At 67.5% G+C, this 14,566-nt stretch carries 12 protein-coding genes; 9 read left to right on the forward strand and 3 right to left on the reverse strand.

Features of this window, described 5'->3' with window-relative positions; translation table 11 throughout:
* The first annotated feature begins 265 nt into the window (after positions 1-265).
* Entirely contained in the window at positions 266-1,279 is a 1,014-nt protein-coding gene (locus HNP46_RS27395; RefSeq protein WP_184595320.1) for an alpha/beta hydrolase family protein, read from the forward strand.
* Positions 1,280-1,407: 128 nt separating this feature from the next.
* Here the strand turns inward: HNP46_RS27395 and HNP46_RS27400 are convergent, their stop codons facing one another.
* Complete coding sequence (locus HNP46_RS27400; protein ID WP_184595322.1) at positions 1,408-2,166, reverse strand: SDR family NAD(P)-dependent oxidoreductase; 759 nt, start codon at positions 2,164-2,166, stop codon at positions 1,408-1,410.
* A 130-nt stretch (positions 2,167-2,296) separates the two neighbouring features.
* Here HNP46_RS27400 and HNP46_RS27405 point away from each other — a divergent pair, with 130 nt between their 5' ends.
* A complete protein-coding gene (locus tag HNP46_RS27405) occupies positions 2,297-3,220 on the forward strand; it encodes a LysR family transcriptional regulator (RefSeq protein ID WP_184595324.1) in 924 nt (307 codons plus the stop codon).
* 10 nt (positions 3,221-3,230) lie between these two features.
* Here the strand turns inward: HNP46_RS27405 and HNP46_RS27410 are convergent, their stop codons facing one another.
* Positions 3,231-3,872, reverse strand: coding sequence for an HD domain-containing protein (locus tag HNP46_RS27410; protein ID WP_184595326.1), 642 nt, complete (start codon positions 3,870-3,872; stop codon positions 3,231-3,233).
* Between the two features lie 289 nt (positions 3,873-4,161).
* Here HNP46_RS27410 and HNP46_RS27415 point away from each other — a divergent pair, with 289 nt between their 5' ends.
* The 3 genes from HNP46_RS27415 to HNP46_RS27425 are packed head-to-tail and all read left to right on the forward strand — an operon-like array spanning position 4,162 to position 8,022.
* Entirely contained in the window at positions 4,162-5,328 is a 1,167-nt protein-coding gene (locus tag HNP46_RS27415) for an aromatic ring-hydroxylating oxygenase subunit alpha (protein ID WP_184595328.1), read from the forward strand.
* Positions 5,329-5,331: 3 nt separating this feature from the next.
* A complete protein-coding gene (locus HNP46_RS27420; protein ID WP_184595330.1) occupies positions 5,332-6,990 on the forward strand; it encodes a choline dehydrogenase in 1,659 nt (552 codons plus the stop codon).
* A 9-nt stretch (positions 6,991-6,999) separates the two neighbouring features.
* The gene (locus tag HNP46_RS27425; RefSeq protein ID WP_184595332.1) at positions 7,000-8,022 is read left to right on the forward strand and encodes a GlxA family transcriptional regulator; all 1,023 of its coding nucleotides are present in this window, start codon (positions 7,000-7,002) and stop codon (positions 8,020-8,022) included.
* Positions 8,023-8,772: 750 nt separating this feature from the next.
* Here HNP46_RS27425 and HNP46_RS27430 read toward each other — a convergent pair.
* Positions 8,773-9,528: a class II aldolase and adducin N-terminal domain-containing protein gene (locus HNP46_RS27430; RefSeq protein ID WP_184595334.1), complete on the reverse strand. Its 756-nt coding sequence runs from the start codon at positions 9,526-9,528 to the stop codon at positions 8,773-8,775.
* 218 nt (positions 9,529-9,746) lie between these two features.
* Between HNP46_RS27430 and HNP46_RS27435 the strand changes: the two genes are divergently transcribed.
* From HNP46_RS27435 to HNP46_RS27450, 4 genes are all read left to right on the forward strand, one after another.
* Entirely contained in the window at positions 9,747-10,247 is a 501-nt protein-coding gene (locus HNP46_RS27435; protein ID WP_184595337.1) for a VOC family protein, read from the forward strand.
* 222 nt (positions 10,248-10,469) lie between these two features.
* Positions 10,470-13,346, forward strand: a complete 2,877-nt coding sequence (locus HNP46_RS27440) for a C1 family peptidase (protein WP_184595339.1) — start codon at positions 10,470-10,472, stop codon at positions 13,344-13,346.
* A 64-nt stretch (positions 13,347-13,410) separates the two neighbouring features.
* The gene (locus HNP46_RS27445; RefSeq protein WP_184595341.1) at positions 13,411-13,800 is read left to right on the forward strand and encodes a VOC family protein; all 390 of its coding nucleotides are present in this window, start codon (positions 13,411-13,413) and stop codon (positions 13,798-13,800) included.
* A 55-nt stretch (positions 13,801-13,855) separates the two neighbouring features.
* Positions 13,856-14,491 (forward strand): LysE family translocator, encoded by a 636-nt coding sequence (locus HNP46_RS27450; RefSeq protein WP_184595343.1) that lies wholly within the window; start codon positions 13,856-13,858, stop codon positions 14,489-14,491.
* The last annotated feature ends 75 nt before the right edge of the window (positions 14,492-14,566 follow it).

The raw sequence follows: 14,566 nt of genomic DNA on the forward strand, positions 1-14,566 counted from the left end.
ACATAGTGGCGCGCCACCTCTAGCTTGAACTTCCCATCATGCCTTGCCATGTGGACCCCTCAGAGTTGGTGTCCAACATCTGGGGGTCAGTTCAATAGAGGGGCTTTTTTCGTGCGCTGGCGCTGCCGTCTGTCTGCGGGCACGGAGCCAGTCGCACTGGCGCGTACTATGCAGAGATCCCCTCCTGGCGGCGCCCGGCGGTTTCTGCGTTCATCGACAAGCCCCGTGGCGCCTGATCTGGAGACAAATCGGGGCGAACTGCACCATGGCGAGGCGCCTGTTCTGGTTCCTGTTGCTCGTTACCTTCAGTACCGCGAGTTGGGCGGCCCACGGCTGGAACGTGGGTTTTCACCGGTTGCAGGTGAGCGATCCGCTGGACCAGCAACCGATGAAGGCCATCGCCTTCTACCCCACGCGTGCGCCCGAGCAGCCCCTGCACCTGGGCAACTTCATCCTCGACGTCGCCTACGAAGGCAAGACCGCCAATGGCCGCTTCCCGCTGCTGGTCATGTCCCATGGCAACTACGGCACCCCGCTGGCCCATCGCGACCTGATCGAGGCTTTGGTGAGCAAGGGCTTCGTCGTGGTGACCCTGCTGCATCCGGGCGACAACCTGCATGACCACAGCCGGCTCGGCGCCCTGAGCAATCTCTACGGCCGGCCACTGCAGGTCTCGGAAACCATCAGCGCCGCGCTGCTCGATCCGCGGGTGGCGGCCGTGGTCGATCCGCACAAGGTCGGCGTCATCGGCTACTCCGCCGGCGGCGAGACCGCGCTGATCCTGGCCGGCGCCCAGCCGCGCCTGGATCGGCTGATCAGGTACTGCCAGCAACGCCCGGACGATCGCGACGCCTGCAGCGAGAAAGGTGAGGTGCGCGCCGACCGCAACGACCTGGTGCCGATGGCCGATCCGCGCGTGGGTGCGCTGCTCCTGCTCGCTCCGCTGAGCCTGATGTACGGCGCCCACGAGCTGGAAGACGTGCACGTACCGGTGCTGCTCTATACCGGCAACGCCGACCACATCCTCGACTGGAAGAAGAATGCCGGCGCCCTGGCACGCAAGCTGCCGCAGCAACCGGACCTGCGCATCCTCGACGGGGCAGGGCACTTCGTGTTCATGGCGCCCTGTTCGGAGGAGGAGCAGGAAGCCACCCCGGACCTCTGCACCGATACCCAGGGCCTGGACCGCCAGGCCATCCACCGCGACCTGGCGGCGTCGGCCGCGGAATTCTTCGATGTCAGCCTGGGCAGCGCGATGCTGCAGACCTCGGGACGCTGAATCCGCAACTGGGTGTATTCCCCTGGCACAGGTTCAAGGTCGTGCACGTTCCAGTGTGTGCGAATGGCCTTGGTGGGCAGCCCGCGCTGCTGGCGCGGACTGTCCTGCCGGATGCGGGCATTGAGCGGTCAGAGGAACATGCCGCCCGAAGCCTCCACGCGCTGGCCATTGATCCAGCGGCCGCCGTCGGAGAGCAGGGCGGCGACCACGGCGCCGATGTCGTCCGGCAGGCCGACGCGGCCCAGGGCGGTGTTGGCGGCGATCTGCTGGTTCAACTGGGCATCGTCGCGCACGCGGCCGCCGCCGAAGTCGGTCTCGATGGCGCCGGGGGCGAGGATGTTCACCGCAATGCCGCGTGAACCCAGCTCCTTCGCCTGGTACTTGGTCAGGGTCTCCATGGCGCCCTTCATGGTTGCGTAGGCGGCATAGCCGGGCAGCGAGAAGCGCGTCAGGCCGCTGGAGACGTTGAGGATGCGGCCGCCATCGGCGATCAGCGGCAGCAGCTTCTGGGTCAGGAAGAACGGGCCCTTGAGCTGGATGTTGAACAACTGGTCGAACATCTCCTCACTGGTCTCGGCGAAGCTGGCGTAGAGGCCGATGCCGGCGTTGTTCACCAGGAAGTCGAACTGCTGGCGGCCGAAGGTCTCGCCCAGGCGGGCGCGGATCTGCTCGGCGAAGGCGGCGAAGCTGGCGCTGTCGGCCACATCCAGTTGCAGCATCACGGCGCGGCCGCCGTGCTGTTCGATTTCGGCGGCGACGGCGTGGGCCTCGTCAGCCTGGCTGCGGTAGGTGCCGATGATGTCGACGCCGGCAGCGGCGAGGTGCAGCGCGGCATTGCGGCCAAGGCCACGGCTGGCGCCGGTGATGAGAGCGATCTTGCGGGTCATGGCGAAACTCCTGGGGTTGCTGGGAGAGTGGGTGGGAGTGAGGAAAAGCTTATTGTTCGATTGCTCGGTGATAAACCGGCAGAAATCGGAAATACTGGTCGGTACATCCGAACAATAGGCAAGCCACCCCATGATCCGCCCCGACCTGCTGCGCACCTTTGTCCGCGTCACCGAGCTGGCCAGCTTCACCCAGGCCGGCGAGCAGCTCGGCCTGCCGCGCTCCACCGTCTCCGAGCACATCCAGGCGCTGGAGGAGCTGCTCGGCACGCGCCTGCTGCAACGTACGACGAGGCGCGTCACCGCGACCCAGGACGGGCTGGTGCTCTACGAACGCAGCAAGGACATGCTGGCCCAGCTGGACGAGTTGCAGGGGCTGTTCCGCCAGGATGACGAAGCCCTCGGCGGGCGCCTGCGGGTGGACATGCCGACGGTGATGGCGCGCAAGCTGGTGATGCCGCGCCTGGGCGAGTTCCTCGCCCGCCACCCGGCGCTGGAGCTGGAAGTGAGTTGCACCGACCGCCGCGTCGACCTGGTGCGCGAGGGCTTCGATTGCGTGGTGCGGGTCGGGGCGGTGAACGATCCCTCGGTGGTGGCGCGCACTCTCGGGCAATTCCCCCAGGTGACTTGCGCCAGCCCGGCCTATCTCGCCGAGCACGGCACGCCGCAGACCCTCGACGACCTCGCCGGACACCAGCTGATCCACTACGTCAACGTGCTGGGCGCGCGGCCGCCGGGGTTCGAGTACCTGCACGACGGCGAAACGCGTTACCTGTCGATGGGCGGTGCGCTGTCGGTGAACAATGCCGAGGCCTACGAAAGCGCGGCCATGGGCGGGCTGGGGATCATCCAGGTGCCGATCCATGGCGTGCTCGATGACCTGGAAGCCGGGCGGCTGGTGGCGGTGCTCGAACACATCCCGCTGCCGCCCATGGAAATCTCCCTGCTCTACGCCCACCGCCGCCTGCCGCAGCGGGTACGGGCGTTCATGCAGTGGCTGACGCAACTGCTGGGCGAGCCCGGTGTGCTGGGCACGCCCATGATTCCCAGGTCTTGACCGGCAGGCCCTAGCTGGCCCAGTCGGAATTCAGGATCACTTCGCAGAAGTTGCCGCGCACGAAGTCCGCATCCTTCATCGCCAGCACGTCGGCCTTGACGTTGCCGAAGGTGGTTTCCGGCTTGGCTTTGATGCCGTCGTAGAAGGCCTGCAGGATGTCCTGCTTGAACTGGCCGCCGCGCGGGTGGGCGGCGACCACGGCGTCGCGCTCGGCGTCGGGGAACTGCTGGTAGGCGATACCGAGGACGTCCATTTCCACGCCGGCGGTGACCAGGGCGATCTCCGGCTTCATGTGCTGCGGGATGCCGGGGGTGGTGTGCAGGGCGATGGCGGTCCACACCGTGTCGATATCGCTTTCGGCGATGCCATGGCTGCGCAGGAATTCTGCAGCGCAGTCGGCGCCGTCCACCTCGAAACGTTCGCACTGACTGCAGTAGCGCGGCATCAGGCCCATGTCATGGAACATCGCGCCGGCGTAGAGCAGTTCGGCGTCGAACTTCAGGCCCTGGCGCGCACCGGTCAGCGCGCCCCAGTAGTAGACGCGGGAAGAGTGGTGGAAGAGCAGCGGGGTGGCGTTGTCGCGAACCATCTCGGTGATGGCCTTGGCGAGGTTGCTGTCGGGGACTTTGACGCCGTTCAGGTCGAGGCTCATGGCGGGCTCCAGGGCTGGATTCTCCAGGTGCGATGCGGGCTGCGTCGCGCTTACCCGTATTGGGAATCCGTAGCCTCCAGGCGACAACGAGGGCGAGGGAGCGAATCCGGACAGCCAGCGTTCGTTTGCTGCCAGGACCGCTCTGCCGACCGCTTCGGCTTGATGCGTGCGCCGGAAAAGTCGTCGTTTTTCATCAAGAGCCGCTAGCGGCGCCCCCCTAGATTTGTCCTCGAACCGAGCCGCCGGCCCACGAGCCGGCCACGCCAGAAGAAGCCGAGGAGAGTCGAGCATGTCGTCCATCGAAAACCCGAAACTGCAGTCGTCCATCGACGGCTGGGACCGCCAGGACCCGGAACAGGCCTTCACCCTGCCATCGCGCTATTTCTACGACGAGGCGCTGTTCAAGGCCGAGCGCGACAACATCTTCCTGCGCTCCTGGCACGTCGCCGGGCACCTGAGCGAATTCGCCGAGATCGGCCAGTACGTGGTCTGCGACCTGTTCGACCAGAGCATCGTCATCGCCCGCAGCCGCGCCGGAGATATCCGCGCCTTCCACAACGTCTGCCAGCACCGTGGCAATCGGCTGCTGGAGGAGCGTCGCGGCAACACCGGCGGCATCGTGCGCTGCGCCTACCATTCCTGGTGCTATGAAATGGACGGCTCTCTGCGCAGTGCGCCGCGCTGTGAGCGCATCAAGAACTTCGACAAGGACGAATTCGCCATCCCGCAGGTGCGCCTGGAGGAGCTGGGCGGCTTCCTCTACTTCAACCTCGACCCCAACGCACCTTCGCTGGCCGAGTTGTTCCCCGGTGCGGATGCCGAGATGCACCGGGTGTTCCCCAACCTGGCCGACATGCGCCTGATCGAAGAGGCCGACGTCATCGTCCCGGCCAACTGGAAGGTGATCATGGACAACTCCATCGAGGGCTATCACTTCAAGCTCTCCGGACCGTGCCATATCGACCTGGCCAGGCTGATCGACTTCAAGGGCTATCGCCTGAGCAAGCGCGACAACTGGTGGACCTACATCGCCCCGGCCAACCTCGATGCAGGCGAGGCCTACGGGGTGAAACTGCGCGATGACCTTAACCCTGACGAGTGCTTCTTCAACATCGGCCTGTGGCCGAACAACACCTTCTACACCTTCCCGTTCTCCGAGTTCCTCGGCACCTTCATCATGCTTCCGCTGGACGCCGAGCGTTCGCTGCTGCGCTTCGGCTACTACTCGGCGAACCCGCAGACCGCCGAGGTGAGCCAGGCCTGCATGCGCTGGATGAACGAGGAACTGGGGCCGGAGGACATCGCCCTCAACATCAGCGTGCAGAAGGGCCTGCACTCCCTGGGCTACGACCAGGGCCGCTACATGATCGACGCCGAGCGCAGCAACGAGAGCGAGCACCTGGTGCACCATTTCCACCGCCTGGTGTTCCAGGGCATCCACGGCGCGCAGCTCTGAGGAATGGCCATGGACTACGACTACGTCATCGTCGGCGCGGGCTCGGCCGGCTGCGTGCTGGCCAACCGCCTGGGCGCCGATCCGGCGGTACGCATCCTGCTGCTGGAGGCGGGGCCGGCGGACAGGAGCTGGACCATCGACATGCCCTCGGCGGTGGGCATGGTGGTCGGCGGCACACGCTTCAACTGGAGCTACAGCAGCGAGCCGGAGCCCTACCTGGACGGCCGGCGCATCGCCACGCCGCGTGGGCGTACGCTGGGCGGATCGTCCTCGATCAACGGCATGGTCTACATCCGTGGCCACGCCCGTGACTACGACGGCTGGGCGGCCCAGGGCTGCGAGGGCTGGGACTACCAGCAGGTGCTGCCGTACTTCATCCGCTCGGAAAACCACGCCAATGGCGCCGACGACTATCACGGCGACGCCGGGCACCTGCACGTCACGCCGGGTGATATCGACACCCCGCTGTGCGCCGCATTCGTCGCGGCGGGCGAGGAAGCTGGCTATGGGCGCAGCAGTGACCTCAACGGCCAGCGCCAGGAAGGCTTCGGTCCGGTGGACCGCACCACGCGCCAGGGTCGACGCTGGAGCACCTCGCGCGGCTACCTGAGCGAGGCGCTCGGGCGCGGCAATGTCACGGTGGCGACCGACGCGCTGGCGCTGCGCATCCTCTTCGAGGGCGACCGCGCGGTGGGCGTGGAGTACGCGCAGAACGGCCAGCTGTGGACCGCCCGCGCCAGCCGCGAGGTGCTGCTGACGGCGGGCGCGATCAACTCGCCGCACCTGCTGTTGCTCTCGGGCATCGGCCCGGTGGATGAGCTGCGCGCGCAGGGGATTGCGCTGAAGCACAATCTGCCCGGCGTCGGCCGGCGGCTCAACGACCACCCGGACAGCGTCGTGCAGTTCCGCTGCAAGGCGCCGGTGTCGATCTACCCCTGGACCCGCGCGCCGGGCAAGTGGTGGATCGGTGCGCGCTGGTTCGCCAGCCACGACGGGCTGGCGGCGAGCAACCATTTCGAGGCGGGCGCCTTCATCCGTTCCCGCGCCGGGGTCGAGCACCCGGACCTGCAACTCACCTTCATGCCGCTGGCGGTGCAGCCGGGCAGCGTGGCGCCGGTGCCGGACCACGCCTTCCAGGTGCACATCGACCTGATGCGCCCCACCAGCCTGGGCAGCGTGACCCTGCGCAGCAGCGATGCACGGCAGGCGCCGCGCATCCTCTTCAACTACCTGCAGAGCGAACAGGATCGCGCCGACATGCGCGCCGGCGCGCGGCTGGTGCGCGAGCTGATGCAGCAGCCGGCCATGCGTGCCTTTGCCGGCGAGGAACTGACTCCCGGACCGCTGGCACGCAGCGATGCCGAGCTGGACGCCTGGGCGCGGCGGGTTACCGAAACCGGCTACCACGCCAGCGGCACCTGCAAGATGGGCCCGGCCAGTGACCCGGAGGCGGTGGTCGATGCGCAGCTGCGCGTGCATGGTCTGCAGGGGCTGCGCGTGGTGGATGCGTCGATCATGCCGAGCATCGTCAGCGGCAACACCAATGCGCCGACGGTGATGATCGCCGAGAAGGCCAGCGATATGATCCGTGGACTACCGCCGCTGCCGGCGGCCAATGTTCCGGTCTGGCTGCACCCGCAGTGGCAGAGCCGACAGCGCTGAGGAGAGTCGATGGCCAGTGTTGCACCGCCTTCCAGGTTTCGCCGCGAGCCCCTGCGTGTGGGCCTGTTGTTGCTGCCGTCGTTCCCCGGCCTGGGCCTCGCGGCCGTAGTCGAGCCGCTGGCCATCGCCAACTGGCTGGGCGGCGAGGCGCTGTTCCAGTGGCAGTTGCTGTCGCTGGACGGCGAACCGGTCACCGCCAGCAATGGCCTGACCAGTACGGTTCATCAAGCCATCGACCTGGAGCGCGGCTGGGACGCCTGCTTCGTCATCGCCAGCTTCGACGTGCACAAGCACGCGCGTAATCGCGCGCTGAAAAGCTGGCTGCGCCGGCAGGCGGCGTTCGGCACCACGCTGGCCGGCATCGAGACCGGCACCGAGCTGCTGGCCGCCGCCGGGGTACTGGATGGTTTCCCGGCGGCGGTGCACTGGGACAACCTGCAGGGCTTCCAGGAGAGCTACCCGAAGGTCCAGGCGCGCGCCCAGCTCTATACCCTCGAACGGCAACGCCTGACCTGCGCCGGGGCCAGTGCCATCCTCGACCTGATGCTGGGCTGGATCGCCCAGCGAGTGGACGCCGACCTGTCGCGGGAGATCGCCATGCACCTGCTCCTGGGCGAGACCCGCGAACCCGGCGCGCACCAGTTGCAGGGCCGGCAGAGCGACGCCCACGCCCATGGCGGCAAGGTGCGCCGGGCCATCGCGCTGATGGAGCAGGCGCTGGAAGAGACGCTGGAGTGCGACGCCATCGCCGCGCGCGTCGGCCTTTCGCGGCGCCAGCTGGAGCGGCAGTTCAAGCAGCACACCGGGCTGTCGCCGCTCAAGTACTACATCGTCCTGCGCCTGGGCCGCGCTCACAGCCTGCTGCAGCAGACGCGCCTGAGCGTGGCGCAGGTGGCGGCCAGCTCCGGGTTCGGTTCGCTGGAGCATTTCTCGCGCGCTTACCGAGCGCATTTCGGCTGTCCGCCCAGTGCTGACCGTACCCAGACCTACACGGCGCCGGTGATGCGCCAGCCGTTGGGGAGGGATTCCTGACGGTTCGGGTAGGGCGGGTAATCCGGAGCGGGTTATCCGCCATGAAGGCGGATAACGCCTGCGGCGTTATGCGCCCTACGGTCGGGATATCCGCTCCTGCACTCGCCGGGAGCTGTAGGAGCGAGCTTGCTCGCGAACCTGCCCGGCTCGGAGCTTACCTGTAGGAGCATCCTGGCCTCAGGATCGGAGTTCCAGCGTCGCTTCGGCGTGCGCACGGACTTCTTGTTTCGCCCCCTCGGGCGACTCACTTTGGAAAGGCCCAAAGTAAGCAAAGGCCTTGCCCCTCCATCCGGTTTTTCGCCTAGGCGAAAAATTCCCTCGTTGAAGCGCAGTTTCAGGGGCACGCGCTGACGGGCCATCCCTGGCCCGACAGCGCTCTCGCGACATCCATGTCGCTCAACCCCTGAAACTGCACTTCAACGAGGCCTCCTGAAAGGGGCATTCCGGAGTGCGCGGAGGTTTCTCTGGAAAACTCTTTAAAGCCAAAGCCAAAGCCAAAGCCAAAGCCAAAGCCAAAGCCAAAGCCAAAGCCAAAGCCAAACGCAGTGCCGGGACGTGCCGGCCGCTCGGGCGAGATTCACTCTGGCGAACTATCCGGCCGCCGTAGGAGCGGACTCCGTCCGCGATCGATTCGCCCGAGCTTCATTCTGGAACGGAGTTGGGCCAGCTCATCGCGGACGGAGTCCGCTCCTACGCGCGCCGAGAGCTATAGCGGAGACCCAGGAGAGCTCCTGCAGGGAACTACCGGGTCTAATCGGCAAACCCCGGCTCGCTCTCCAGCAGCATCTGCCGCAGCGCCGAGAAGTGCCGCTCGGCGAACCCCGGATACTCCAGCCATTGGCGCATGGTCTTGCGCGCCACCGCGTCGCTGGCGATGCGCAGCGGGCGGCCGCTGGCCAGGGCGGTGAGGTAGACCTCGCAGGCGCGCTCGAAGTAGTACAGGTCGTCGAAGGCCTGGGCCACGCTGGGCGCCGCGACCAGCAGGCCGTGGTTGCCCATCAGCAGGATCGGCTTGTCGCCCAGCAGGCGGCTGACGCGTTCGGCCTCGTCGCCCAGGCCCATGCCGTCGAAACCCTCGTCGATGGCCACGCGCTCGAAGAAACGCATGCTGTTCTGCTCGATCGGCGGCAGGCGCGAGTCGGCCAGGCAGGCGAGGGCGGTGGCGTATTTCGAATGGACATGAAGGATGCAACGCGCCTGCGGGTTGTTACGGTGCAGCGCGCCATGCAGGGCCCAGGCGGTAATGTCCGGGGCGTCCGGGCGGTTCAGCGCCTCGGGATCATCCGCGTGCAGACGCAGCAGGTCGCTGGCGCGCATCTGCGAGAAGTGCCGGCCGTAGGGGTTGATCAGGAAGTCCCGGCCGTCGGCGGACAGCGCCAGGCTGAAGTGGTTGGCGATGGCTTCGTGCAGGTTCAGGCGCGCGGCCCAGCGCAAAGCGCAGGCGAGGTCCAGGCGGCCCTGGCGTTCCAGACCGGCGTCCTGCAGGACAGGGGCGAGTGTAGTCATGACGGCTCCCGGCAGATGCCCACGCCACCAAGGCGGGGCCTGGCTTCGAGTCTAGGGCGATGCAGCCGGGCAACTTGATGCCGAACGACCGCCGATGCCGCCCGACCGATCGTCCGGTGACGGGGAAAAGTCCGCCTAGACTTGTCGATTCCTTCGCCGCCCAGGCGACCAGACTGCATGCCGGTCATGCCGACCGCGCGAGAATCAGGAGACTCACCATGTCCAGCCTGCAACGCGTCACTCCCTGCCTGTGGTTCGACGGCAAGGCCGAGGAGGCCGCCCGGTTCTACACCGGCATCTTCCCCAACTCGCGGATCGTGCAGACCGCCTACTACCCCGAGGCGGAAAAGGAGCGCCACGGCGGCGAGCCCGGATCGGTGCTGACGGTGGAGTTCGAGCTCGACGGCCAGACCTTCATCGCCCTCAACGGTGGGCCGATGTTCAGTTTCACCGAGGCGCTGTCGCTGCAGGTGATGTGCGACAGCCAGAAGGAGATCGATCACTTCTGGGGCAAGCTCGGCGCCGGCGGCCCGGAGGAGGCGCAGATGTGCGGCTGGCTGAAGGATCGCTACGGGGTGTCCTGGCAGATCTGCCCGCGCCACGTCGGCGACATGGTCGCCGACCCGGACAAGGCCAGGGCCAGTCGCACGCTGCAGGCGGTGATGGGCATGAAGAAGCTCGACATGGCCGCCATCGAGCGTGCCCACGCGGGCAACTGAACGGCGCTGGCGGGCGCGCGCCGCCCGCCTATAGTTCTAGACGGAACGAGCGCCGCCGGGTAGCAGGGAGGGGCGCTCATCCGTGGGCGGGGCAGGGGCCCCGCAGCATGCTGCTCTCGTGGAACGGTGTGGCCGTGATTCGCGGTTGTCGGTCGGTGGAATTTCTATGGGCACGTGCCGTGTTGCGTCGAAATCCATCAGCGGACAAGCGGAGACGAAGTCATGGACACACTGTTGGTGCAAGGACAGAAGGGCAAGGCGGTAGGTGAACTGCGCAAACGCCTGGCGGCGGTGCTGGGCGCGGATGCGGCGCTCTATCCGGGGCTGGAGAAGGGCAGCGAGTTCGATGCCCAGACCGGTGCGGCGGTGCGCCACTGGCAGGCCGGCGTCGGGGTGATCGCCGACGGGGTGGTTGGCCCGTATTGCCTCGGCCTGCTGGGACTGCTGCCGGCGCAGGGAGAGCTGATCCCGCTGCCCAACGTACAACTGCTGTTCCCGGCCACCAAGCCCTCCAATGTGCGCCGCTATCTGCCCTACGTGACGGCGGCGTTGCAGGCCGCTGGCCTCACCGACCGGCCCATGGTGCTGGCCGCGCTGGGTACCATCCGCGCGGAAACCGAAGGCTTCGTGCCGATTTCCGAATTTCCCTCGCAGTACAACACCCTCCCTGGCCGATCAGCCTTCAGCGCCTATGAAGGGCGCAAGGATCTGGGCAACACCCAGCCCGGCGATGGCCCCAAGTACCGTGGGCGCGGCTTCGTCCAGCTCACCGGTCGCGACAACTACACCACCTATGCCCAGCGCATAGACGTCGACCTGGTGGGGCAGCCGGACCTGGCCAATGCGCCGGAGATCGCCGCGACGCTGCTGGCGCTGTTCCTCGCCGACCGCGCGACGCGCATACGCAAGGCGCTGCCGGCAAGCCTGAGTGGCCAGCCCAAGGACTTCCTCGCTGCGCGCGAGCTGGTCAATGGCGGCAGCCACGGCATCGACCGCTTCTGGAGCGTGTTCGATCTGGCCGTGAAAGCCTGGCCGGCACCTTCGGGCCGCACCGCCGCCACGCGGGCCAAGGCCGTGCCACGGCTGAACGCCAGCAAGGACCCGCAGGACCTGCGCGACCGCGCCTACCTGCCGCCGCCGGCCAGCCTGCCGGACCTGTTCCCGAGCAACGCCGACGTGGCGCGCTACCTGGGCGAGTACAGCGAGTCCGGGCTGATCCTCGACCAGGGACTGGAGGGCGCCTGCACCGGTTTCGGCCTGGCCTGCGTGATCAACTACCTGCGCTGGCGCAAGGCCGGCTTTGCCCAGAGTGGCGTCGAGTCGGTGAGCCCGCGCATGCTCTATGACTTCGCCCGGCGCTATGACGAATATGCCGGCGAGGACTACGACGGCTCCAGCTGTCGTGGCGCGCTCAAGGGCTGGTTCCACCATGGCGTCTGCCTGGAGGGAGACTGGCCCTATACCGCCCAGGGCGTCGTCCAGCCGCAGTTCGGCTACGCCACGCGGGCGACTCAGAACACCCTGGGGGTGTACTACCGCATCGAGGTGAAATCCATCACCGACCTGCAGGCGGCGATCCAGGAGGTCGGCGCTATCTATGTGTCCGCCTATACCCATGATGGCTGGAACCAGCTGCCCGGCACTCCGGCGCCGCGCAAGGGGGCGAAGAAGCCAGCGCGTTCGGCACCGATCACCCACGGCACCTTGCAGAAGATTCCCTTCGACGGGCCGCCGTCGCAGAGCGGTGGCCACGCCTTCGCCCTGGTCGGCTTCAACACCGAGGGGTTCATCGTGCAGAACTCCTGGGGCACGACCTGGGGCAGCGGTGGTTTCGCCATCCTCAGCTACGCCGACTGGCTGGCCAACGCCATGGACGCCTGGGTAGCCGCGCTGGGTGTACCCGGCGTGGTGCTCGGTCAGCTGGCCGCTGGCAGCAAGTCCGGCGCGGCGCGGGTGGGTGGCGCGAACAAGGCGTTGTGGTGGGACGAGGCCACCGCCTACGAGCACAGCATCGTCATGGGCAATGATGGCCGGGTCAGTCGCTACCTGACCCAGGACGAGCTGACCCGCACCTTGCTGTTTCAGGCCTGCACGCTGCCGGACCAGTGGCTGCGCAACCAGCCGGGAACGCCCAAGCGCCTGGTGATCTACTGCCACGGCGGCCTCAACAGCGAGGCGGCGGCCATCGACCGCGCCCGCGCCATGGGCCGGTTCTTCCTCGGCAACGGTTGCTACCCGCTGTTCCTGGTGTGGAAGACCGGCCTGCTGGAGTCCATCGGCGACATCATCGCCGACCGTTTTCGCAGCGAGCCGTCCCGCGCCGGCGGCATCCGCGAGGCGCTGACCGATGCCTCCGATGCGCTGCTGGAGAAGACCGTCGGCCGCCCCCTGGCGCGGCCGATCTGGAGCGAGATGAAGGAGAACGCCGAATTCGCGACGCTGCCCACCCGCGGCGGCGACCTGCTGGTGACTGCCCTGCAGAATCTCATCGCCACCTGGGGCGAGCAGCTGGAAATCCACCTGGTCGGGCACTCCGCCGGCTCCATCATCCTCGGCTGGCTGATCGACGTGATGGCCGCGCGGGACGTGGCCAAGCGGGTGAAGTCGATCCACCTCTACGCTCCGGCCTGCACGGTGCAGTTCGCCAACCGCCACTACGCGCCCCACGACGATCTGATGAAACGCCTGTACCTGGACATCCTCTCCGACCGCGCCGAGCGCGACGACAACACCGCCGCGGTGTACCGCAAGTCGTTGCTCTATCTGGTGTCCAACGCCCTGGAAGGCGACCTGCGCACGCCGATCCTCGGCCTGGCCAACGTGCTCGACCCCAACTACCGTGGCTGGGACGGCTCGTCCGCCACCGGCGCGGCGCTGAGCACCTGGCGCCAGGCGCTGGCCGCGGCGGGGCTGGTGCAGGGCAAGCAGATCCAGCTGCTGGACGATCGCCAGGTGCTCACCTGCGTCAGCCCGCCGACCTCCACGCCCGCCGCCCATGGCTGCTTCGACAACGCCGTCGACATCGTCAGCCGGACCCTGACCCGGATCACCGGGCAGGCCAAGTTGAGCATGCCGGTGGATGACCTGCGGGGCTACTGATAGCCTGCCCGAGAGCCCGGCCAGCCGCTGCGCTGGCCGGGCGCCTCAACCCGGGAGTCGAAGGATGTTCAGCCATATCAGCGTCGGCACCAATGATCTGCCCCGCGCCATCGCGTTCTACACGGGCGTGCTGGCGCCCCTGGGCATTGTCCTCAAGGCCCGTCGCCAGCAGCCGGAACGGGCGATCTTCGCCCACCCGGACAGCGACGTGGTGTTCTGCGTCTATTCGCCCCTCGATGGCCAGCCGGCCAGCGTCGGCAATGGTTCGCTGGTGGCGTTCGAAGCCCGCACGCGCCACCAGGTCGACAGCTTCCACGCCCGCGCGCTGCAGCACGGCGGCGCGGATGAAGGCGCGCCGGGCCTGCGCCTGCACTACTCGCCGACTTACTACGGCGCCTACGTACGCGACCTGGACGGCAACAAGCTGTGCTGCGTCTGTCATCTGGACGAGTGAAGCCGGCGCAGCGCGGCTAGAATGCGCTTTCGTCCCGTTGCAACGAGAGTCCGCCATGACCGCTGCCAGCTACTTCGCACCGCTGCTTTCCGTGGCCCTGCTGTGGATCGTGGCGGTGATCACGCCGGGGCCGAACTTCTTCACCACCGCGCGCATCGCCGCCGTGCATTCGCGCCGCCATGGCCTGATCGCCGCCCTGGGCGTGGCCAGTGGCACGGTGATCTGGGGGTTGGCCGGAGGCCTGGGGATCAAGTCGCTGTTCAGCGCCGCGCCGTCGCTCTACCTGGGGTTCAAGCTGGCCGGCGGCGCCTACCTGATCTACCTCGGCATCAGGCTGCTCAAGCGCCGCGCACCGGCCGCTGGCGGCGAGAGCCTGGCTGAAGTCGCGAGCCAGCGCAGCGCCTGGTCGGTGTTTCGCCTCGGCCTGCTGGGCAACCTGACCAACCCCAAGACCGCGCTCTTCGTCGCCACGCTGTTCGCCACGGCCATGCCGGCGTCGCCCTCCGCGCCGTTGCTGGCGATGGCCATCGCGCTGATGGTGACGCTGTCCTTCAGCTGGTACTGCTGCGTGGTGTTGGTCTTCGCCAGCGAGCGCATGGCTGGCGTCTACCGCCGCTGCCGGCGGGCGCTCGATCGTTTCGCCGGCTGCTGCTACCTGCTGTTCGGCGCGCGCATGCTGGCGACCCGCTGACACCGGCGCGGCAGATTTTTCGAACCTGCCAGCGCAGCGGCACGTCGAATCTCCTGAGCGTCGCAGCCACCCGGC

Origin of the sequence: Pseudomonas nitroreducens, from assembly GCF_014204515.1 — a bacterium.
Taxonomy (GTDB): Bacteria; Pseudomonadota; Gammaproteobacteria; order Pseudomonadales; family Pseudomonadaceae; genus Pseudomonas; species Pseudomonas nitritireducens_A.